The sequence below is a fragment of the Kribbella sp. C-35 genome, assembly GCF_046549195.1.
Taxonomy (GTDB): Bacteria; Actinomycetota; Actinomycetes; order Propionibacteriales; family Kribbellaceae; genus Kribbella.
The window spans coordinates 814,616-834,056 of sequence record NZ_JAJPWG010000003.1; the positions used below are offsets into that span (position 1 = coordinate 814,616).

At 68.2% G+C, this 19,441-nt stretch carries 16 protein-coding genes; 6 read left to right on the forward strand and 10 right to left on the reverse strand.

Going from position 1 to position 19,441, the window contains the following annotated elements; translation table 11 throughout:
- Positions 1-51: 51 nt before the first annotated feature.
- Genes ACLJOO_RS23830 through ACLJOO_RS23845 form a run of 4 tightly spaced genes read right to left on the reverse strand, consistent with a single transcriptional unit; the run spans position 52 to position 3,858 of the window.
- Positions 52-2,280, reverse strand: a complete 2,229-nt coding sequence (locus ACLJOO_RS23830) for a heavy metal translocating P-type ATPase (protein WP_410789503.1) — start codon at positions 2,278-2,280, stop codon at positions 52-54.
- Positions 2,281-2,296: 16 nt separating this feature from the next.
- Entirely contained in the window at positions 2,297-3,289 is a 993-nt protein-coding gene (locus ACLJOO_RS23835; RefSeq protein ID WP_410789504.1) for a hypothetical protein, read from the reverse strand.
- The gene (locus ACLJOO_RS23840; RefSeq protein WP_410789505.1) at positions 3,286-3,507 is read right to left on the reverse strand and encodes a heavy-metal-associated domain-containing protein; all 222 of its coding nucleotides are present in this window, start codon (positions 3,505-3,507) and stop codon (positions 3,286-3,288) included. Before ACLJOO_RS23840 ends, ACLJOO_RS23835 begins: the two co-directional genes overlap by 4 nt.
- Before the next feature lie 48 nt (positions 3,508-3,555).
- The gene (locus ACLJOO_RS23845) at positions 3,556-3,858 is read right to left on the reverse strand and encodes a metal-sensitive transcriptional regulator (protein WP_410789506.1); all 303 of its coding nucleotides are present in this window, start codon (positions 3,856-3,858) and stop codon (positions 3,556-3,558) included.
- A 935-nt stretch (positions 3,859-4,793) separates the two neighbouring features.
- Here ACLJOO_RS23845 and ACLJOO_RS23850 point away from each other — a divergent pair.
- On the forward strand, positions 4,794-5,714 hold the full coding sequence (locus ACLJOO_RS23850; RefSeq protein ID WP_410789507.1) for an ABC transporter ATP-binding protein: 921 nt from the start codon (positions 4,794-4,796) through the stop codon (positions 5,712-5,714).
- A complete protein-coding gene (locus ACLJOO_RS23855; RefSeq protein ID WP_410789508.1) occupies positions 5,714-6,703 on the forward strand; it encodes an ABC transporter permease subunit in 990 nt (329 codons plus the stop codon). Before ACLJOO_RS23850 ends, ACLJOO_RS23855 begins: the two co-directional genes overlap by 1 nt.
- On the opposite strand, the gene ACLJOO_RS23860 is transcribed toward ACLJOO_RS23855, so the two are convergent.
- Positions 6,696-9,227 (reverse strand): YfhO family protein, encoded by a 2,532-nt coding sequence (locus ACLJOO_RS23860; protein ID WP_410789509.1) that lies wholly within the window; start codon positions 9,225-9,227, stop codon positions 6,696-6,698. The two genes, ACLJOO_RS23855 and ACLJOO_RS23860, sit on opposite strands and share 8 nt — an antisense overlap.
- 105 nt (positions 9,228-9,332) lie before the next feature.
- On the opposite strand from ACLJOO_RS23860, the gene ACLJOO_RS23865 reads away from it, so the two are divergent.
- A complete protein-coding gene (locus ACLJOO_RS23865) occupies positions 9,333-10,283 on the forward strand; it encodes a glycosyltransferase family 2 protein (protein WP_410789510.1) in 951 nt (316 codons plus the stop codon).
- 60 nt (positions 10,284-10,343) lie between these two features.
- On the opposite strand, the gene ACLJOO_RS23870 is transcribed toward ACLJOO_RS23865, so the two are convergent.
- Entirely contained in the window at positions 10,344-11,423 is a 1,080-nt protein-coding gene (locus ACLJOO_RS23870; protein ID WP_410789511.1) for an ABC transporter ATP-binding protein, read from the reverse strand.
- Between the two features lie 223 nt (positions 11,424-11,646).
- On the opposite strand from ACLJOO_RS23870, the gene ACLJOO_RS23875 reads away from it, so the two are divergent.
- Positions 11,647-12,666, forward strand: coding sequence for a LacI family DNA-binding transcriptional regulator (locus tag ACLJOO_RS23875; RefSeq protein ID WP_410789512.1), 1,020 nt, complete (start codon positions 11,647-11,649; stop codon positions 12,664-12,666).
- Between the two features lie 70 nt (positions 12,667-12,736).
- Here the strand turns inward: ACLJOO_RS23875 and snpA are convergent, their stop codons facing one another.
- Both snpA and ACLJOO_RS23885 read right to left on the reverse strand, forming a co-directional pair.
- Positions 12,737-13,420 (reverse strand): snapalysin, encoded by a 684-nt coding sequence (gene snpA / locus ACLJOO_RS23880; protein WP_410789514.1) that lies wholly within the window; start codon positions 13,418-13,420, stop codon positions 12,737-12,739.
- A 163-nt stretch (positions 13,421-13,583) separates the two neighbouring features.
- Positions 13,584-14,480, reverse strand: a complete 897-nt coding sequence (locus ACLJOO_RS23885) for an alpha/beta fold hydrolase (protein ID WP_410789515.1) — start codon at positions 14,478-14,480, stop codon at positions 13,584-13,586.
- A gap of 52 nt (positions 14,481-14,532) precedes the next feature.
- Between ACLJOO_RS23885 and ACLJOO_RS23890 the strand changes: the two genes are divergently transcribed.
- Complete coding sequence (locus ACLJOO_RS23890; protein ID WP_410789517.1) at positions 14,533-15,117, forward strand: TetR/AcrR family transcriptional regulator; 585 nt, start codon at positions 14,533-14,535, stop codon at positions 15,115-15,117.
- 3 nt (positions 15,118-15,120) lie between these two features.
- On the opposite strand, the gene soxR is transcribed toward ACLJOO_RS23890, so the two are convergent.
- Complete coding sequence (soxR, locus tag ACLJOO_RS23895) at positions 15,121-15,597, reverse strand: redox-sensitive transcriptional activator SoxR (RefSeq protein ID WP_133787295.1); 477 nt, start codon at positions 15,595-15,597, stop codon at positions 15,121-15,123.
- Positions 15,598-15,950: 353 nt separating this feature from the next.
- Between soxR and ACLJOO_RS23900 the strand changes: the two genes are divergently transcribed.
- Positions 15,951-18,266, forward strand: a complete 2,316-nt coding sequence (locus ACLJOO_RS23900; protein WP_410789519.1) for a DEAD/DEAH box helicase — start codon at positions 15,951-15,953, stop codon at positions 18,264-18,266.
- Positions 18,267-18,333: 67 nt separating this feature from the next.
- Here ACLJOO_RS23900 and ACLJOO_RS23905 read toward each other — a convergent pair whose 3' ends face one another.
- Positions 18,334-19,422, reverse strand: a complete 1,089-nt coding sequence (locus ACLJOO_RS23905; RefSeq protein WP_410789520.1) for an aminotransferase class V-fold PLP-dependent enzyme — start codon at positions 19,420-19,422, stop codon at positions 18,334-18,336.
- Positions 19,423-19,441 lie beyond the last annotated feature (19 nt).

Below are 19,441 nucleotides of genomic sequence, written 5' to 3' on the forward strand. Positions count from 1 at the left end.
GGAGGATTACCTGCCCGAATCGGCAAGTAATCCTCCCCAAGCCAGCCTCGATCAGCTAAGCGGACGGAAGCGGCGCAGTCGCAGGCTGTTCGACACCACAAACACCGAGCTGAACGCCATCGCAGCACCCGCGAGCATCGGGTTCAGCAACCCGGCGGCGGCCAGCGGAAGCGCGGCGACGTTGTACGCGAAGGCCCAGAACAGATTGCCCTTGATCGTGCGGAGCGTGCTGCGGGACAACCGGATGGCGTCCGCAGCCGCGCGCAGATCGCCGCGCACCAGCGTCAGGTCACTCGCTTCGATCGCCACATCGGTGCCCGTACCCATGCTCAACCCGAGGTCAGCCTGGGCAAGGGCGGCCGCGTCGTTGACGCCGTCGCCGACCATCGCGACCACACGGCCCTCGTCCTGCAGCTTCTTCACCGCGTCGACCTTGCCGGCCGGCAGGACCTCGGCGATCACCTCGTCGATCCCGACCTCACCGGCCACCTTCGTCGCCACCGCTTCGTTGTCACCAGTCAGCAGCACCGGCCGCAGGCCCAACGCCTTGAGCTGAGCGATCGCCTCCACGGACGTGGGCTTCACGGTGTCCGCGACGACCAGCACAGCCCGTGCCTGCCCATCCCAGCCGACCGCCACCGCCGTACTGCCTTCCGCCTCGGCATGCTCCTTGGCGTGCGCGAGCTCTGATGGCAGGTACTGGCTCCACTCCTCCAACAGCTGCGTCCGCCCGACGAGTACGGCGTGCCCGTCGACGATCCCCTGCACACCAAGGCCTTCGACGTTCCCGAAGTCCTCGACGTCCGGAAGCTTCCCTTCGACAGCCGCGGCCCGGGCGATGGCCTGCGCGATCGGGTGCTCGCTCGAGTGCTCGAGCGCCCCTGCCAACCGCAGTACCTCGGCCCGATCCTGGTCCGGAGCAAGCAGTACGTCGACCAACTCCATCCGGCCCGTGGTGACGGTGCCCGTCTTGTCCAGTACGACGGTGTCGACCCGCCGCGTGGACTCGAGCACCTCCGGCCCCTTGATCAGGATGCCCAGCTGCGCGCCCCGACCCGTCCCGACCATCAACGCGGTCGGCGTGGCCAGACCCAGCGCACACGGGCAGGCGATGATCAGTACGGCGACCGCGGCCGTGAACGCGACCTCGAGCGGGGAACCGTTGCCGAGCCAGAAACCTAGCGTTGCTAGCGCCAGCCCGATCACGATCGGCACGAAGACCCCGGACACCTTGTCGGCCAGCCGCTGTACGGCGGCCTTCCCGTTCTGAGCGTCCTCGACGAGCCGCGCCATCTGCGCGAGCTGCGTGTCCGCACCGACCCGGGTCGCTCGCACCACCAGCCGGCCGCCGGCATTGACGGTCGCACCAACGACCGCGTCGCCTTCGCCGACCTCGACCGGCACGGACTCGCCCGTCAGCATCGACGCGTCGACCGCGCTGCTGCCGGTCACGACCACGCCGTCGGTGGCGATCTTCTCGCCCGGCCGCACGACGAACTCGTCACCCACGACGAGCTGGTCGGCCGGGATCCGGGTCTCGGTCCCGTTCCGTAGAACGGCGACGTCCTTCGCGCCGAGTTCGAGCAGGGCCCGCAACGCGGCCCCCGAGCGACGCTTCGCCCGTGCCTCGAAGTACCGGCCGGAGAGGATGAACACGGTGACGGCGGTCGCCACCTCGAGGTAGATCTCCTCGGCGCCGGTGCCGCGGGACGGGATCAGCGTGAACGGCATCTTCATCCCGGGCTCACCGGCCGAACCGAGGAACAGCGCGTACAGCGACCAGAGGAACGAGCTCACGATGCCGAGTGAGATCAGTGTGTCCATCGTCGTGGCGCCGTGCCGCAGGTTGGTCCAGGCAGCCTTGTGGAACGGCCAGGCCGCCCACGTCACGACCGGGAACGCCAGCGTCAGCGACGCCCACTGCCACGAGTCGAACTGCAGCGCCGGGATCATCCCGAACGCGACCACCGGGACCGCAAGGACGATGCTCGCGATCAGCCGCTCCCGCAGGGGCTTCAGCTCGTCCGGTTCGTCGGCCGACGCTTCGACGGCTGGCGTCGGCAGGCTCGCGGTGTACCCGGTCTTCTCGACCGTGGCCACCAGGTCGTCGGTGGAGATGCCGTCCGCGTACGTCACCTTCGCCTTCTCGGTGGCGTAGTTCACGGTGGCGGTGACGCCGTCCATCCGGTTCAGTTTCTTCTCCACCCGGGCGGCGCACGAGGCGCACGTCATACCACCGATGATGAGTTCGACGGACTGACCGGGCTCGGTGCTGGTCATGATGAAGTGCCTCCTCTCAGTGGCCGTGGGGTGTTTCTTCGTGCCCCGGGGTCGCGCTTGGTGCGGCGGTCGGCGGGACGATGGTGGTGCCGGTGGCGCCCACCTTGACGGTGAACTCGGCGGTGTGGACCTTGCCCGCGTGCTGGAAGTCCAGGAACAGGCTGTAGGTACCAGCAGTCGGGAAGGTGGTGGCGAACGTGATCCCCGGTCCGCCCTTCATCCCCGCCGTCGCTTCCTGCGCCGGATGGGTGTGCAGGTAGGCGAGGTCCCCGCTGCGCAGCGAGACCAGGTGCCCGAAGGCGCCCAGGTACGGCTGCAGATCGGTGACCGGTTTGCCATCGCGGTTCACCGTGAACGCCAGGTTGGACTCCTTACCGGCGACCGGGGTGCCCTGCAGCGTCACGTCGTACCCGTCGAAGCTGTAGCTGCTCGCCGGTTCGGCGACCGGGACCGGGACGTACAGCCCGGTGACGTTCACATCCGTGCCGAGGGTGATCGTGCTGTCGTGGCCGGCCGGCTGGAAGTCGGCGTACAGCCGCCAGGTCCCGCCGGCGGTGAACGTGAACGGGATGCTCCACGTCCCGTCCGCCGCCAGCGTGGGGTGCACGTGATGGAACCCGGACAGGTCCCGGCGGACCACGATCAGGTGCAGGTCCTTCTCGTGGGTCTTCGTGTACTTCGTGACCGGTTTGCCGTCCGGTCCTTGGATCGTGAAGCGCAACTCGGTCTTCGTGCCGCTGGTGAAGAACGTTTTCGCCGGCGCGAACGTGTAGCCCGCGTCGGACACCGCCAGCCCGGGCAGTTGCCCGGCCGACTCGTGTCCACCGTGTTCCGAGGTGCCTGCAGTCTGCTCCATGCCACCCATCTCCTCTCCGTGGGCCGGTGCCGCGGAGGAGTCGTCGGCCGCCGCGATCGGGTCGATCGCGGAGCCGATGCCGTACGCCGCCCCGAAGGCCAGCACCACCGCACCGGCGAACGCGCCGAGCCGGAGCGCGACGGCCCGGCTCACGACGCCGCCAGTTCGTAGCCCGCCTCGTCGACGGCGTCGCGGACGGCGGCGTCGTCGAGAGCGGACTCACTCGTCACGTGCACCGCGGAGGTGCCGCCCGCGACGAGGTCGATCTTCACGTCCTGGACACCGACGAGCTTGCTGAGCTCCTCGGTGACAGCCGAAGTGCAGTGGCCGCAGGTCATACCGGAAACGGAGTAGGTCGTAGTGGTGCTCATATCGAAGCTCCTTGCTCGAAACGGGGTGATTGTTGTGTGAGAGATGTTTCAGCTGCGGACGAGGCGGGCGATCGCGTCGGACGCCTCGCGAACCTTCTCGTCGGCCTCGGGCCCGCCCTTCTGCGCGGCCTCGACCACGCAGTGCGAGAGATGCTCGTCGAGCAACTCCAGCGAGAACGACTGCAACGCCTTCGTGGCCGCCGACACCTGGGTCAGGATGTCGATGCAGTACTTGTCCTCCTCGACCATCCGCTGCAGACCGCGAACCTGCCCCTCGATCCGCCGCAACCGCTTCAGATGACTGCTCTTCTCAGCGGTGTATCCGTGCACCTGTCCCTCATCGGTGGTCATCACATGGTCCTCTCGCCCTCAGCTACCCCTCCGGGGTATCTCCACGCCCAAGAAGTTACCCCCTACGGGTATGGAACGCAAGTCCTCGGGCAATACCGGCTGGGGGTATCTGGCGGGACGTCCGTGCGGAGCATCCGCTCCGCGCACCACCCAACCGCCGTACGCCTGCGGCTGCACAGGACCTGCTGGCACAGCACACGCAATTTCGGCTCTTGTGACTGATGTGTGGGTGGTCGACGGGTGCCAGGTTTGGTGTGATCTGCAGCTCGACAGGATGTGTCGGTCGGCTGGGTAGTGCACCTGAGCGTGAACGTGTCCGTGCGTACAGCGTCTCACCGGTGCTCTACCTGTCGAGCTTGCACATCCCACAGCCCACGAGCAGCCGTGCCGCCACCACAACCCCCACACCTCCGGCAATAGAACCGGGTATCCCCTGGTGTTGTGGGTTCTCCCCTCGCATACCAACGGAGAAGGCACAACACCGTCGGATATCCCCTCGTGTGCGGACGGTGCACGCCGGACGGTGGTGCGGTGGGTGAGTGCGAGTGGTGGTGTGGTGGTGCGGTGGTGTGGTGCGGTGGGGGCTGACAGGAGCTGGTGGGCGGAGACAGGGAATGTCGGGTTCCAGCCCGCCACGGCCTGTCATGAGTCCTCGGGTGCCCCACCGACACCCACACATCGGACCGGAGAGCCGCAATTTCCTGTGCACCGCCACCGCTCGGGGTGCACACCCGCCAGCCACGCCGCGCCTCGGGTGTATGTAGGTGTGCGTGGGGCTGTCCACATCCACCCCCCACCACATCCACCCCTTCACCACATCCACCCCTCACCACATCCGCCAGCGCGCCGCGCCGCGGTTCGCTTGTGGGGTAGGTGTGCGGGTGGTGAACAAACCTGTCACGCTGTGCGTCTGCTCAACGACGAGAGGGGTGGGGATGTCCGACCTGGCCATCAGTACGCGCGGGTTGCGCAAGACGTACCGGACTCGGCGGGGGCGCAAGGTGGTGGCGGTGCAGGGGCTGGATCTGGAGGTTCCGGCGGGTGGGGTGCACGGGTTTCTCGGGCCGAACGGGTCGGGGAAGACCACGTCGATCCGGATGCTGCTCGGGCTGGTGCGTGCCGATGCGGGGACGATGACGGTGTTCGACAAGCCGGTGCCGGCGCGGTTGCCGGAGGTGGTCGGAAGGATCGGCGCGATCGTCGAGTCGCCGAAGTTCTTCCCGGCGTTCACCGGACAGAAGAACCTGGAGTTGCTCGCCGAGGCGATCGGCGCGCCGCGTGCTCGGGTCGGCGAGGTGCTCGAGCAGACCTCGCTCGGCGAACGGGGCAAGGACCGGTTCCGGTCGTACTCGCTGGGAATGAAGCAGCGGCTGGCGATCGCGGCCACGCTGCTCAAGGAGCCCGACCTGCTGATCTTCGACGAGCCGACCAACGGCCTCGACCCGGCCGGTATCCGGGAGATCCGCGAGACCATGCGCGGACTCGGCGAGCAGGGTAAGACGGTCCTGGTCAGCAGCCACATCCTGGCCGAGGTCGAACAGGTCGCCGACACCGTGTCGATCATCGGCCACGGCCGCCTGCTCGCGTCCGGCACGGTCGCGGAGGTGATCGGCGGCGGTACGGCGCCGACCGTCAAGGTGGCTGTCAACAACCATGAGGCCGCGACCCGCATCCTGACCGCCGCCGGTATGACGGTTCGTGCCGACGGCAACTACCTGCTCGTCGAAGGCGCCCCGGATCCCGCCGACGTCACGCGCCGCCTCGCCCATCAGGAGCTGTACGTGTCCGAGCTGGCCCCGGTCCGCGCCGATCTCGAGTCGGTGTTCCTCGAGCTCACCGAAGGCGAGGGGCTGTGATGATCCGCCTGACCAAGGTCGAGCTCCGCCGGCTGCTGGCCCGCCGTTTGACGGTCGTCGGTCTCCTCGGCCTGTTCTTGATCACGATCCTGCTCCTGGTCGCCACCTACTTCGAGGCGCGGCCGTTGTCCGCCGTCGAGCAGCAGCAGGCGCAGCAGCAGTACGAGATGGCGCACAAGGACTGGGTGGACCACGCGGCCGAGAATCTGAAGCTGTGTGAGGCGGACTGGGCGAAGCAGCCCGACCCGAAGCCGAAGCTCGACGAGATGTGCACCTATCCCGAGCCCCGGCCGGAGGACTTCGGCAAACCGCAGACGATCTTCGCCGAGATCATGCCGGAGCTGTTACAGGGTTCGTCGTACTTCCTGGCGTTCGCGGCGTTCCTGATCGGCGCCAGTTTCCTCGGCGCCGAGTTCAGTTCCGGTGCCATCGGCAACTGGTTGACGTTCGAGCCGCGCCGGCTCCGGGTCTACGGCAGCAAGCTGCTCGCCGCCGCGACCGGGTTCGTGCCGATCGCCGCGGTCGTCCTGGCGGTCATACTGTTCGGCGCCTTCCTGATCGTCGACCAGCTTGGTGACACCGCGAGTACGACGGGAAAGGTCTGGGGCGATCTCTCCGCGATCGCGGGTCGCGCCGTAGTGACGACCGCACTGGCCGCCGCACTCGGCAGCGTCGTCGGCCTGCTGCTCCGGCACACCGCCGCGGCGATCGGTGTCGTGATGGCGTACCTGGTCCTGGCGGAAGGCGTTTTCGCGGCGTTCCTGGAGAAAGCCCAGCCCTGGTTGGTGAAACTCAACTTCGACGCCTTCGTCCGGCACGACGCGCAGTACTACGTGACGCAATGCAAGTCCGGCGCCGACGGCAGTTACGCCTGCGACTACGTGCAGAAAACGCTTTCGTTCGAGCACGGCGCCTGGTACCTGGCGATCTTCACCGTGGTGGTGATCCTGCTCGGCGGCTGGGTCTTCCACCGCCGAGACGTCAACTAGCGGCCCGCCGCCGTCGCCGTACTGCGCCGATCAATGCGATCCCGAGCGTGGCTGCGGCGGCGGCCGCACCCACCGCCAGCCCGCGGCGAAGCCCCGGCGGCACGAACGTGCAGTCCACCCGGTCCGCCGTACCTGTCAGCGGGACGGCGATCAGACCGCCGAAGTCCCGCGGGGTCTGCGGCTTGCCGCCGCCGACCTTGCAGGTCCAGCCGTCGATCTTCGGTACGCCGACCACCGCCCAGCCCTTGCTGCCCGCGGGCAGCGTCGCGTGGATGGAGTGACCGCTCGTCTCCACGTCCGTCGCCCCGGTCGCCCGTAGCTTCTTGACCGCGCTGCTCAAGGCCTGCTGGTTGAGGCAGCCGAGGGCGTTCCGCGGCGGAATGCCCTGCGGGTCCTCGCCGAAGTTGACCTCGACCAGCACGACCCCGCTCGCCGGCACGGTGCCGAGCCCGATCATCGCGCTGCTGGTGTTGATCCCTGGCCGGCGCGTCGAACTCAGATCGTGCCACTCGTTGTCGGCCAGCCGAGCGCGGCCGCCGACGCGCGGCATGTACAGGTACGCCGTGCTTCCCGGCTTACAGGCCGCGACCAGCTTGACGTCGCCGGTCGCGAACCGGGTGCCCTTGTACTCCGGGACGTCGTACACCTTGGTCCCGAGCAGGCGCTCCTGGGCGGCGTACGCGTTGGGGGAGTTGGTGTCGACCGGGACCGCCGTATCGAGCCGGCGCCGTACCGTGACCAGCGGCGGGACCGTCGTCCGGGTGATCTTCGGGTTGCCGTCGACGAGCCGCATCCGGGCGCCGACCGAGAAGATCGTGTCGGTCACCGGGTTGTCGAGCGTGCGCGCCGCGCGACCGTACCCGGACCAGCCGAAGCCGAGGCCCGTCATCATTTCGTTCACCGAGTGCGGCAACAGGCTGCTGTACAGGCCGGCGCCCTGTCCGCCGAGCAGAATCGGATCGTTCGGCGTGACGGACGTCCCCGGCTCGGTCCGGTACGCCGGCCAGCCGTCGACTGCCCGCAGCGCGTCGTACCGCGTGGTCTGCTTGTCGTCCCACGGCATGGTCGACGTGCTGAGCACCTTCGCGCGGTACTCGTCCGTGACCACCGCGGTCCAGGTGGTCTCCAATGCGACGACCACCAGCAGTACGGCGAACGCGCCGGCGACCGGCCATCTCACCCGACGGGTCCGCGGGAAGGCGCGCAGCATCCAAATGGTGCCGAATGCAACCAAAGTCGCCGCCCCGGACGCGATCAGCACCTCCATCCAGTGCTCCTTGAGCAACGGACTGCCGTCGGACAGTACGGCGATCAACGCCAGCAGCACCCCACCGCCCAGCAAGGCGATCGGCCCGGGCAGCTTGTGGGCGGCCGAGACCCACGCGACCGCCACGAGCAGGCCGCACAGCACGAACGCCTCGCGGTACTGGCTGCCGTTCGGGGTGTCGAACGCGTGCCAGAACTCCTGCGTCGGCGCCCACCGGAACGACCAGGCGACCGCGACGATCGTGACCACCCAGACCGCCTTCGCCCGCCACGGCACGAACTTGTTGAACGGCATCGTCAGCGCGAGCAGGAGGGCGATCGTTCCGACGTACAGGCTGGCGGTCCGGCCGACACCCTCGGTCAGCGGCAGCAGCCGGGACAGGAACACGTCCATCGCCGACGGGTGGAAGATCCCGGACGGGGACGGCGTTGCGGCGCGGTTGGTGGTGACGATCGGTAGCAGGATGGGCGCGACCAAGGCCATGCCGAGCACGAACGAGACGCCGTGCCGGACGACCGACCGGAGGCGCAGCGACCAGCTCAGGTCGCTGCTGAGCAGCCGGGCGAGCAGGTAGATCCCACCCGCGATCGTTGCCATGTAGGCGGTGTAGAAGTTGGACAGCCAGAAGACGGCGACCACCAGCACACTCAGCACCCGGTTGGTCCGGCGTAGTGACCACTCGGCGACCAGGAAGAACATCGGCAGGGCGATCAGGCCGTCCAGCCACATCGGCACGTAGGATCCGTCGTCGAGTGCCCAGCCGCAGACGCCGTACGAGACTCCCAGAATCGCTGCAACCCAGCGGGGTCCGGGACGCATCTTAAGAAGTGCGGCGGCCATCGCGGCCGCGGCCAGGCTCAGCTTGAGTGTGGTGACGACGTAGACGGCGAGGTCGATCTGGTCGCGCGGGAACAGACCCACCAGCAGGGACAATGGGCTGCCGAGATCGACCCCGACGTCCGCGAGGAAGCCGACGCCGAAGGCGCTCTGCCAGTTGAACAGCAGGTCGCCCTGGCCCTGGCCGTGCAGGACGTCCCAGAGATGGGCGAAGAAGGGGATGTACTGGGTGCCAAGATCGTTGGTACTGCGGGACAGCGAACCGAAGGGAAAGGTACCGCGGATGATTCCGGAGGCGACGAACACCGCCGCCACCACGACAGCGGCGACGGCAGCCGGCAACAGCGCCGAGCGCCGTCGAACAGCCCCGCCGTCAGCGTCCCCCGCAGCGCCTCTGTCAGCGCTGTCCTCGGAAACCATTGGCCGCCCCTTCGTTCCGCTCACCCGGTCGCCAAAGCTAGCGGGTAGTTCCGGTCTGGACAAGAATCGCATCATGGTCGACGTACGGGGCGGATGGGGACAACGATGCGGTTGAGTCTGGTGGTGCCGTGTTACAACGAGGTCGAGGTGATCTCGCGGTTCCATCAGGCGCTCAGTCACGAACTCGAGGAGACCGGCCGGCCCTACGAGATCGTGTACGTCGACGACGGCTCCTCTGATGGGACGCTAGAGGCCCTGGTCGGGTTGGCAGCGACCGACGAATCGGTCCGGTACCTGTCGTTCAGCCGGAACTTCGGCAAGGAGGCCGCGATGCTGGCCGGCCTGCGGTACGCGACCGGCGACGCCGTGGTGATCATGGACGCGGACCTGCAGCACCCGCCGGAGCTGATCGGCCGGATGCTGACGGAGTACGAGCGCGGGTTCGACCAGGTGATCGCGCGCCGCAACCGGACCGGCGACCCGGCGACCCGGACGCTGGCGGCGCGGGCGTACTACTGGCTGATCAACAAGTGGGCCGACGTCGAGCTGATGGACGGGGTCGGCGACTTCCGGCTGCTGTCCCGGCGCGCGGTCGACGGGCTGCTCGAGCTGAACGAGTACAACCGGTTCTCGAAAGGGCTGTTCGCCTGGATCGGCTTCGAGTCGCTCCTGTTCGAGTACGACAACGTGAAACCGCCCCCGGACCGGAAGAGCCGGTGGACGTTCCGGCGGCTGCTGGAGTACGGGCTGGACGGGCTGCTGTCGTTCAACAACAAGCCGCTGCGGATGGCGATCTACGTCGGCCTGCTGCTGACCGCGGTCGCCGCCGGGTACGCGATCTGGGTGATCGTGGCCGCGATCCTGCACGGTGTCGAGATGCCCGGGTACGTCACGCTGATCGCCGCGATCACCGGGCTCGGCGGACTGCAGATGGTGATGCTCGGCGTGATCGGCGAGTACATCGGCCGGATCTACTACGAGACCAAGAAGCGCCCGCACTACCTGCTCAAACAGACCAACATGGACCCGGCAGACCGGCTGGAGCGGAGTAGCTGAAGATGGGACCGGCCCCGGGTGGAGGAACCACCCGGGGCCGGTAACAGCTACTGCTGAGGATCAGGCGGTGAGCCGCTCCTCGGTGGACGTCGAGAACAGGTGCAGCTTCTCCGGCACGGCCGCCAGGCGGATGGTCGAACCCTTCTCGACCGTCATCCGGGCGTCGATCCGGGCCACGATCTGCTGGTGCTCGCCGTTGTGCTCCGACGTGCCGTACAGGTACGCGTCCGCGCCGAGCTCCTCGACCACGGCGACCTTCACCGGCAGACCCTCGTCGGCGACCTTGAAGGCCTCCGGGCGAACGCCCACGGTCAGGGTCTTGTCGCTACCGGCCTTGGCCAGCAGGTCGCGGCCGATCGGGATGGTGTAGTCGCCGACCTTGGCGCCGCCGTCGGTGATGTCCGCGGTGAGCAGGTTCATCGCCGGCGAGCCGATGAAGCCCGCGACGAACTTGTTCTTCGGGCCGTCGTACAGGTTCAGCGGGGTGTCGACCTGCTGGAGCAGACCGTCCTTGAGCACCGCGACCCGGTCGCCCATCGTCATGGCCTCGACCTGGTCGTGGGTGACGTAGACGGTGGTGACGCCGAGGCGCTGCTGCAGCTCGGCGATCTGGGTGCGGGTCTGGACGCGGAGCTTGGCGTCGAGGTTCGACAGCGGCTCGTCCATCAGGAAGACCTGCGGGTTACGGACGATCGCACGGCCCATCGCGACGCGCTGGCGCTGACCACCGGACAGGGCCTTCGGCTTGCGGTCCAGGTACTCCTCCAGGCCGAGCAGCTTGGCGGCCTCGCCGACCCGCTTCGCCCGGTCCTCCTTGGAGACACCCTGCATCTTCAGCGCGAAGCCCATGTTGTCCGCGACCGACATGTGCGGGTACAGCGCGTAGTTCTGGAACACCATCGCGATGTCCCGCTCCTTCGGCGGACGGTGCGTGACGTCGCGGTCGCCGATGTAGATGGAACCCTCGTTGACCTCTTCGAGGCCGGCGAGCATCCGGAGCGAGGTGGACTTACCGCAACCCGACGGGCCGACGAGCACCATGAACTCGCCGTCCTCGATCTCGAGGTTGAGCTTGTCGACGGCGGGGGTGTCACCACCGGGGTAGATCCGGGTTGCCGCCTTGAACGACACAGTAGCCATGACTGATCTTTCCCTTCACCGGCAGGAACGTGCCGGACGATCCGAGTAAAGGTTCCCCCCGAGCGGGGGAGTCCGCCTATCCTCGCCCGGCGCCGCTCGTCCTGACAAGGTGTACGGCGTGTGACGTGTCCGTTCTGTTCACGTTGTGGACACCCGTGCGCATCCTGCAAGTTCTTGCAGGATCTTGCTGAAAAGTCAGGGGCGCCTGGGTACAGTGCCGGGCGTGAGCAGCAGAGCACGGCTGGCGGATATCGCGGCCAAGGCGGGGGTCAGTGAGGCGACGGTCTCGCGGGTGCTGAACGGGAAGCCGGGGGTCGCGGAGGACACGAAGCAGTCGGTCCTGACCGCGCTCGACGTACTGGGGTTCGAACGGCCGTCGCGGTTGCGGCGCCGGTCCGCGGGACTGATCGGGCTGGTGATGCCGGAGCTGATCAACCCGATCTTCCCGGCGTTCGCGCAGGTGATCGAGTCGGCGCTGTCGCAGCGCGGGTTCACCCCGGTGCTGTGCACGCAGTCGCCGTCCGGCGCGACCGAGGAGGAGTACGTCGAGATGCTGCTCGAGCGCGGCGTCTCCGGGATCATCTTCGTCTCCGGCCTGCACGCGGACACCGGCGCGGACCACGAGCGCTACCAGGCCCTGGTCGAGCGCCGGCTGCCGGTGGTGTTCGTGAACGGCTGGCTGCCGGCGGTCGAGGCGCCGTTCGTGTCGTCGGACGAGTACGCCGCGATGGAACAGGCGGTCACCCATCTGGTGGCCCTCGGGCACCGCCGGATCGGCTTCGCGTCCGGGCCCGAACGGTTCATCGTCGTCCAACGGAAACTGTCCGGCTACCGGACCTCGATGAAGGCGCAGCTCGGGTTGTCCGACGAGGACCTGGACCCGATGGTTGCCTTGAGCATGTTCGGCGTGGAGGGCGGCGAGGCGGCCGGCCGGCAGTTGCTGGACGCCGAGGTCACCGGGGTCGTCTGCGGCTCGGACATGATGGCGCTCGGCGTCATCCGCGCCGCCCGCCAACGGGGACTCGCGGTCCCGGGGGACGTCTCGGTGGTCGGGTACGACGACGCGCCGATGATGGAGTTCACCGACCCGCCGATGACGACGATCCGCCAGCCCGTGCAAGCGATGGGCCTGGCCGCGGTCCAATCCCTACTGGAGGAGGTCCGCGGCCACACCACCCCCCACACCGAGTTCCTGTTCCGCCCCGAACTCGTAGTCCGCGGCTCGACTGGCCCCGCCCGCTGAAACGCGCAAAAGGCTCCGGCTCGGGGCCGTCCCCTGCCGGGCGACTCCGAGCCGGAGGATCGTGGCGGTCTTACCTGGATGTGTGGAAGGCGGCCGCCGGAAGCGACGTCTTGCCGTTGGCCCAGAGTTGGTTGACCTTGGAGCGTTCGGTCGAGTCCGGGTAGGCGTTCGTGCAGGACGGGCCGGGGCCGCCGCCGGACATCAGCTCGGAGCACGGGCCGGAGTAGTGGTCCGGCAGGCCGAGGACGTGGCCGGTCTCGTGGGCGACGATCCGGGTCTTGTCGTACTGCTCCGACTGGGCGTAGTCGATGAAGATGTAGCCGCTCCCGTGCCCGTCGGTCGACGCGTACGAGCCCCGCGAGTCGTTGCCCTCGGTGTAGTAGAAGTCGTAGTTGCTGCCCTCGACGAGCTTCACGTTGCTGACCGACGAATTCCAGATCTGCGTGCTGGACGAGATCTGGGACGCGAACGTCGGCGCGTCCACGGCGTACGTGACGGTGACCGCGGTGACCTTGCGGCCCGACTTCGCCTGCTGGGCCATCTTCGCCTGGGCGGACTTCATCACGGCGTCGTAGAACGCCTTTGTGGCGGCTTCGTCCTGCGGCGAGCCGACGTACGCCGCGCGGGTGGTGGCGGTGGAGACGTGCGAGTCAACGGCGGGCGCGGCAGTCGAGGGGGACGCTGCCAGCGCGGGTACGGCCAGCACGGCGGCGGCGAGCCCCGCGAGGCTGGAGAAGATACGGCGATGCGACATGGAGGGCCTCACTCCGAATCGGTGGCGGATAGCGACGGGCGGATTACCGATCGCCACCTTCGGATGCTCCCAAGACTCCCGATTTTCCGCATCGCTTCCCGCAAAACCCTCGGGTTAACCCGCGAATCCTCCTGCCCGTTCTATGCCTGACATAGCGGCCGGATTATGGGGTGCGGTCGTGCGCCGCGAGGAACGTCCGCAGATCATCGGCGATCCGGTCGGGGTATTCGCCGTTGATCGCATGCGACGCGTCCGGGTAGAGCATGACGGTCTTCGTCCGGAGCGCGCGTTCCGCCGTACTGCGGGCCTTCGGCGGGTCGTGCATCACCGAGCGCCCGGCGATGATCGCGAGAACCGACATCGGCAGGGCGGCGAGCTGTGCCTCGGTGATGCGGTGCGGCGGTGGCTGCCGGATCGTGTAGTTCTTCATGCCCGCCTCGATCATGTCGGCGACCGGGACGTGCTCCACCGGCGCGCCGCCGGCGGTGTACGAGTTGAAGCTGTCCCGCCAGGACCGCGGCAGCCACTTGACCGTGGCCGAGATCGAACGAATCAGGGTCTTCAGCGGCAGGCCGTCGTACACGAAGGGCGCGTCCAAGGTGGTGACCGTGGCGATCCGGTCCGGCCGGCGTACGGCGAGATTCATCGCGCTCCAGCCGCCGATCGAGAGGCCGAGCAGGTTGAACCGCTGCTCCGGGAGGTTTGCCAGGGTCTGGTCGAGCCAGGCCGCTTTGTCCTCGTCGGACGTGATCGGTTCGCTCTGAACGCTCATTCCCGGCTCGCCGAGCAGGTCGATCGCATAGACGTCGGTGATCGCGAGCAAGGACTTCAGGTTGTCGGCCCAGACAGGCGTTCCGGATGACGTACCGGGCAGGAGTACGAGCGGGTGCAGGCCGTCCTTGGCGCCGGCGTACTGGTAGACGCGGACGACGCCGTAGTCCGTGCGGATGTCGTGAACCGCGGTCGGGGCGGGCAGGTCCTGCATCGCGGCGTCGTACTTGGCGCGGTAGTCCTCGTGGCCGGCCGCGCTGTTCCAGTGGCCGAGTGGATTCTTTGGCATTGCCTCTCCTAACCGGTTGGTAGGTGATCTAACCATACGGTAAATTGAGAGCATGCCTTCTGCGCGCGGCCGGAATCTGACGTTCACCGAGGAGGCGCGTCGGGCGCAGTTGGTCGACGTCACGATCGAACTGGTCGCCGAGCGTGGGTACGCCGCGGCGTCGCTCGGGCGGATCGCGGAGAGTGCCGGAATCACGAAGGCGGGAGTGCTGTATCACTTCGCGTCGAAGCAGGCGCTGGTCGAGGCGGCGTACGAGCATGTCGTGTCCGGGGTGGTGGCGACGGTCGGGGCGGCCGTTGAAGCGGCGGGGCCGGCGGAAGGGCCGGCGGCGTACATCCGGTCGATGGTCGGGCATCTTCGGGAGCGGCCCCGGCATGTGCGGATGCTGATCGAGGCGATTACTTCCGGTGCGTCGCTGACCGACTCGAAGGCGCGCTGGTCGGTGGTCGCGGAGTTGGTGTCCGCGGCGCGTTCCGCCCGTGGGCTCACGGGTGAGGTGGATGTGCGATCGGCCGCGTTGCTGATCGGTGGAGGTATCAACGCGATCGTCGCCGAGTCGCTCACCGATCCGGAGTACGACGCCACCGCAGCCGCCGAGCTCCTCGTCGAAGTGGTTGAGCGCGGCCTGCTGTCCTAGGGGTTAAGCCTCGCCGGGGATGCCTACGTTGAGGAGGCGGGCGCCTGGGCCTCGGGTGGAGAGGCGGTCTTCCTTGTTGTAGAGGTTGCACCGCTGGAGGCTGAGGCAGCCGCAGCCGATGCAGGAGTCGAGGTCGTCGCGGAGGCGCTCGAGCTCCTCGATGCGTTCGTCGAGGCGGCTGCGCCAGGTCTTCGACAGCTTGCTCCAGTCGGCGCGCGTCGGCGTACGGTCCTCGGGGAGCGAGTCCAGCGCCTGCTTGATCTCCGCGAGCGCGAGACCGACCCGCTGCGCCGCCTGCACGAACGCGATCCGCCGCAGCGTGCTGCGCTGGTACTGCCGCTGGTTACCGGCCGTACGCCGGGACGCGATCAGGCCCTGATCCTCGTAGAAGCGCAACGCCGATGCCGCCACCCCGGACCGATGCGCGATCTCCCCGATCGAGAGCCAATGCTCCTTACTGGGGACGTTCTCCTCTCCCATACCCGCCACCCTAGAACCCCGTCCCAAAAACTCAACCAAGCTTGAAGTGCGGGCAAAGACCAGTAGGGTGGGTGGTCTGGCGGTCGGGTGCGTGGTCGGGGGGACGGTCACGATCGGTTATACTTTTGGGGTGTCGGTGCGCGCGTCGCGTCACCAGAGATGTTCCCAGGCGCTCCGACCCGTCGGTTTCGGCATCCGCTGAAAGTCCGGCGACATGGGTGCAACGCGATAGCACCCGCAGGTCGATGCCCGTCTCCTGCTGAGCACGTTGCTGTCCGGTCATGTTCGTGACCGGCGCTCGCGTGCGGCTGCGATCCGGCGCCATTCGTCCGTGAATCCGAGAGAGAGTTTGCGTGACCCAGCACGACCCCGAGTCCGCCGACGGGCGGATCAAGAAGCCACGGCACAGGAAACACCAGAACCAGTCGTACGGCGAACGCCTCGCGGCGGACCCGTCCTATGTCGCACCACGCACGGACAGCGCGCCGGTCAAGGGATACCGCTCCGAGCAGCCCCGCACCGACCGCGGCCAGCGCTCGACCGATCGCAACCGCGACGAGCGTCCGTCCTACAACCGCGACGACCGTCCCGCCGCGCGCAACAACCGCGACGACCGTCCGGCGTTCCGCCGCGACGACCGCGCCCAGGGCAACGGCGCGCGCTACAACCGCGACGACCGTACGTCGAACAACCGGGGCGACCGCCCGTCGTACAACCGCGACGACCGTCCGCAGTACAACCGAGGCGAGTCGTCGTACAACCGGAGCGACCGTCCGTCCAGCAACCGGGACGAGCGTCCGTCCTTCAACCGGGACGACCGTTCGCAGGGTAACCGCGACGAGCGTCCCCGCTTCAACCGCGACGACCGTTCCTCGTACAACCGGAGCGACCGTCCGTCCGGCAACCGCGACGAGCGTCCGTCGTACAACCGGGACGACCGGTCGCGCTTCAACCGCGATGACCGCTCGCAGGGCAACCGCGACGAGCGTCCGCGTTTCAACCGGGACGACCGGCCGCAGTACAACCGCGACGACCGTTCGTCCTACAGCCGGGACAACCGTTCGTCGTACAACCGGGACGACCGTTCGCAGGGCAACCGCGACGACCGTCCGCGTTTCAACCGCGACGACCGTCCGCAGGGCAACCGTGACGACCGGCCGCAGTACAACCGTGACGACCGGTCGCGGTTCAGCCGGGATGACCGGCCGCAGTACACCAATGACCGCCCGCGGTTCGAGCGGGACGACAAGAGTTATCGGAGGGACGAACGGGTGAACAACCGGGACGACCGGCGGAGTGAGCAGGCGGAACAGCCGGTGGATCTCGGTACTGTTGCTGAAGACAACCAGTTCGCAGCCCTCGGCCTCGCGCCACGGCTCGTGCAGCGGCTGGCCCGGGACGGGATCACCACGCCGTTCCCGATCCAGGCCGCGACCATCCCGGACGCGCTGGCCGGCAAGGACGTGCTCGGCCGCGGTCAGACCGGCTCCGGCAAGACGCTCGGCTTCGGTCTTCCGACGCTGATGCGGCTGTCCGGCGGTCACACCGAGTCGCGCCGTCCGCGCGGCATGATCCTGGTGCCGACCCGTGAGCTCGCGATGCAGGTGCACGACGCCCTCGAGCCGCTGGCGCACGTGATGAACGTGTCGCTGAAGCTGATCGCCGGCGGTCTTCCGTACCCGAAGCAGATCGACGCGCTCCGTCGCGGCGTCGACCTGCTGATCGCCACCCCGGGCCGCCTGATCGACCTGTGCGAGCAGGGCGCGGCCGACCTCGGCGCCGTGGAGGTCGCGGTACTGGACGAGGCCGACCACATGTGCGACATGGGCTTCATGCCGGCCGTCACCACGCTGCTCGACATGACGCCGCCGGAAGGCCAGCGCCTGCTGTTCTCGGCGACGCTGGACAACGATGTCGACAAGATCGTCCGTACCTACCTGAAGGACCCGGTGCAGCACTCGACCGAGTCGGGTCAGGCCTCGGTCAGCACGATGGAGCACCACCTGCTGGTCATCGAGCCGGCGCACAAGCAGTCGCTGACGGCCGAGCTGGCCAGCCGGGACGGCCGGACCATCGTGTTCGTTCGGACCAAGCTGGGCGCCGACCGCATCGCGACCCAGCTGCGGGACCGCGGCGTGATGGCGGCGGCTCTGCACGGCGGCCTCACCCAGGGCATGCGGAACCGGACGCTGGACCAGTTCAAGGACGGTTCGGTTCCGGTGCTCGTGGCAACGGATGTCGCGGCGCGCGGTATCCACGTCGACGACGTCACGCTGGTCGTCCAGGCTGACCCGCCGGCCGAGCACAAGGACTACCTGCACCGCGCCGGTCGTACGGCGCGTGCCGGCGGCAAGGGTGCGGTCGTCACCCTGCTGCTGCCGCACCAGCGCCGCGGGATGATCCGGATGGCCGAGTCCGCCGGCGTCAAGGCCGAGCCGGTGCGCGCCCGTCCGGGCGACGAGCTGGTCACCGAGCTGACCGGCGGCAGCAAGCCGTCCGGCTACCCGGTGAAGCTTCCGGCCCCGAAGCCGCAGCGCTTCAACAAGGGCGGTGGCAAGCGCTACGGCAGCACCCGTCCGGGTCGCGGCCACGACAGCCGGGGCGGCAACGGCCCGCGTCGCAGTGGCAACGGCGGACGCCGAAGCGACGGCAAGTCCTACCAGCACTAAGACACAACAAACGGTGGGCTGACACAGGAAATAACCTGTGTCAGCCCACCGTTTTGTGTGCAGCGCCTCAGGTGAGGACCGCCCAGAGCCGGGCGAGGACGGTCGCGATCTCGTCGGGGTCGAGGGGGATGAGCTCCAGCATCAGCTCGTTGTCGGCCATGCGGTCGGTCATCACGTAGATGGGCGGCGTACCGGCCTCCAACTCGGTGGCGACCCGTTTCGCGTCGGCGACCTTCAGCAGGACCCGCGACACCTGGAGGCCGGTCGGGTCCCGGACTACCTCGGCCGTGACGCCGGGGATCCGCGCGACCGCGGCGACGAACGCATCCACCTTGGCGAGCTCGTCCGCCTCCCACTTCACCCGGTCGAACGCCTGCCACTCCTCGAGAGCCGCCAGTACGCCGACGATCGCTTCCTTCGTCGGCTTCATCACCCGCCCGATGCCCTTCTCCTGCGCCCGCAGCGCCTGCACCAGCGCCCAGCTCCCGGCCGCCATCCCAGCGGTCGCCGAGCCGAGGTACTTCTGCCCGCTCACCAGCACCAGATCCGCGCCGGTCGCGAGCAGGTCCGCGATCCGCGGGAACTGCGCCGCCCCGTCGATGATCGCCGGTACGCCGCGACGATGCGCGGCCCGCACCGCGGCGACCAGGTCGATCGGATCGCCCGTCGTCAACCGCGACGACACGAGCATCAGGCAGGCGATATCGGGCCCGTCGAGCTCGGCCTCGAGGTCGGCGATCGTGCAACTGTCCTCGTCGCCGGCCAGGTCCACCTGAGCACCGGCCAGCCGGATGCCCTGCAGGTTGGAATGCCCGTAGTCGACCACGTGGCAGGCCGGCAGGACGACGCGGTTGTGCATGTCGGTTGCGTCCGGCAACGCCGCCGTACGTCGGGGGTCGCCGCCGGTCATGGTGGCCGCGACTGCGAGCGTGATGCCGGCCGCGGTGCAGTGCACGACGGCGCCCGCCTGGGCGCCGGTCACTTGGGCGATGGCTTCGCTGGCACGGTCGCCGAGTTCGTCCATCACGAAGAACTCAGGCAAAGCCTGTGCGACGGCCGCCGCCACCCCGTCGGAGCTCCTCGACACCCCCAGCGGGGTGTACGTCCCCTTGGCGTTGATCACCACACTCAACCGATAACGATCGTGGATGCTCATGGTGTTGCTGAGCGTAGTG

What these genes read in the sequence shown, in the direction of transcription:
- ACLJOO_RS23865 (WP_410789510.1), top strand. Translation starts at nt 9,333, where the DNA reads ATGCGGTTGAGTCTGGTGGTGCCGTGTTACAACGAGGTCGAGGTGATC.
- ACLJOO_RS23845 (WP_410789506.1), bottom strand. Translation starts at nt 3,858, where the DNA reads ATGACCACCGATGAGGGACAGGTGCACGGATACACCGCTGAGAAGAGC.
- ACLJOO_RS23860 (WP_410789509.1), bottom strand. Translation starts at nt 9,227, where the DNA reads ATGGTTTCCGAGGACAGCGCTGACAGAGGCGCTGCGGGGGACGCTGAC.
- ACLJOO_RS23870 (WP_410789511.1), bottom strand. Translation starts at nt 11,423, where the DNA reads ATGGCTACTGTGTCGTTCAAGGCGGCAACCCGGATCTACCCCGGTGGT.
- ACLJOO_RS23855 (WP_410789508.1), top strand. Translation starts at nt 5,714, where the DNA reads ATGATCCGCCTGACCAAGGTCGAGCTCCGCCGGCTGCTGGCCCGCCGT.
- ACLJOO_RS23840 (WP_410789505.1), bottom strand. Translation starts at nt 3,507, where the DNA reads ATGAGCACCACTACGACCTACTCCGTTTCCGGTATGACCTGCGGCCAC.
- ACLJOO_RS23885 (WP_410789515.1), bottom strand. Translation starts at nt 14,480, where the DNA reads ATGCCAAAGAATCCACTCGGCCACTGGAACAGCGCGGCCGGCCACGAG.
- soxR (WP_133787295.1), bottom strand. Translation starts at nt 15,597, where the DNA reads ATGGGAGAGGAGAACGTCCCCAGTAAGGAGCATTGGCTCTCGATCGGG.
- ACLJOO_RS23850 (WP_410789507.1), top strand. Translation starts at nt 4,794, where the DNA reads ATGTCCGACCTGGCCATCAGTACGCGCGGGTTGCGCAAGACGTACCGG.
- ACLJOO_RS23830 (WP_410789503.1), bottom strand. Translation starts at nt 2,280, where the DNA reads ATGACCAGCACCGAGCCCGGTCAGTCCGTCGAACTCATCATCGGTGGT.
- ACLJOO_RS23905 (WP_410789520.1), bottom strand. Translation starts at nt 19,422, where the DNA reads ATGAGCATCCACGATCGTTATCGGTTGAGTGTGGTGATCAACGCCAAG.
- snpA (WP_410789514.1), bottom strand. Translation starts at nt 13,420, where the DNA reads ATGTCGCATCGCCGTATCTTCTCCAGCCTCGCGGGGCTCGCCGCCGCC.
- ACLJOO_RS23890 (WP_410789517.1), top strand. Translation starts at nt 14,533, where the DNA reads ATGCCTTCTGCGCGCGGCCGGAATCTGACGTTCACCGAGGAGGCGCGT.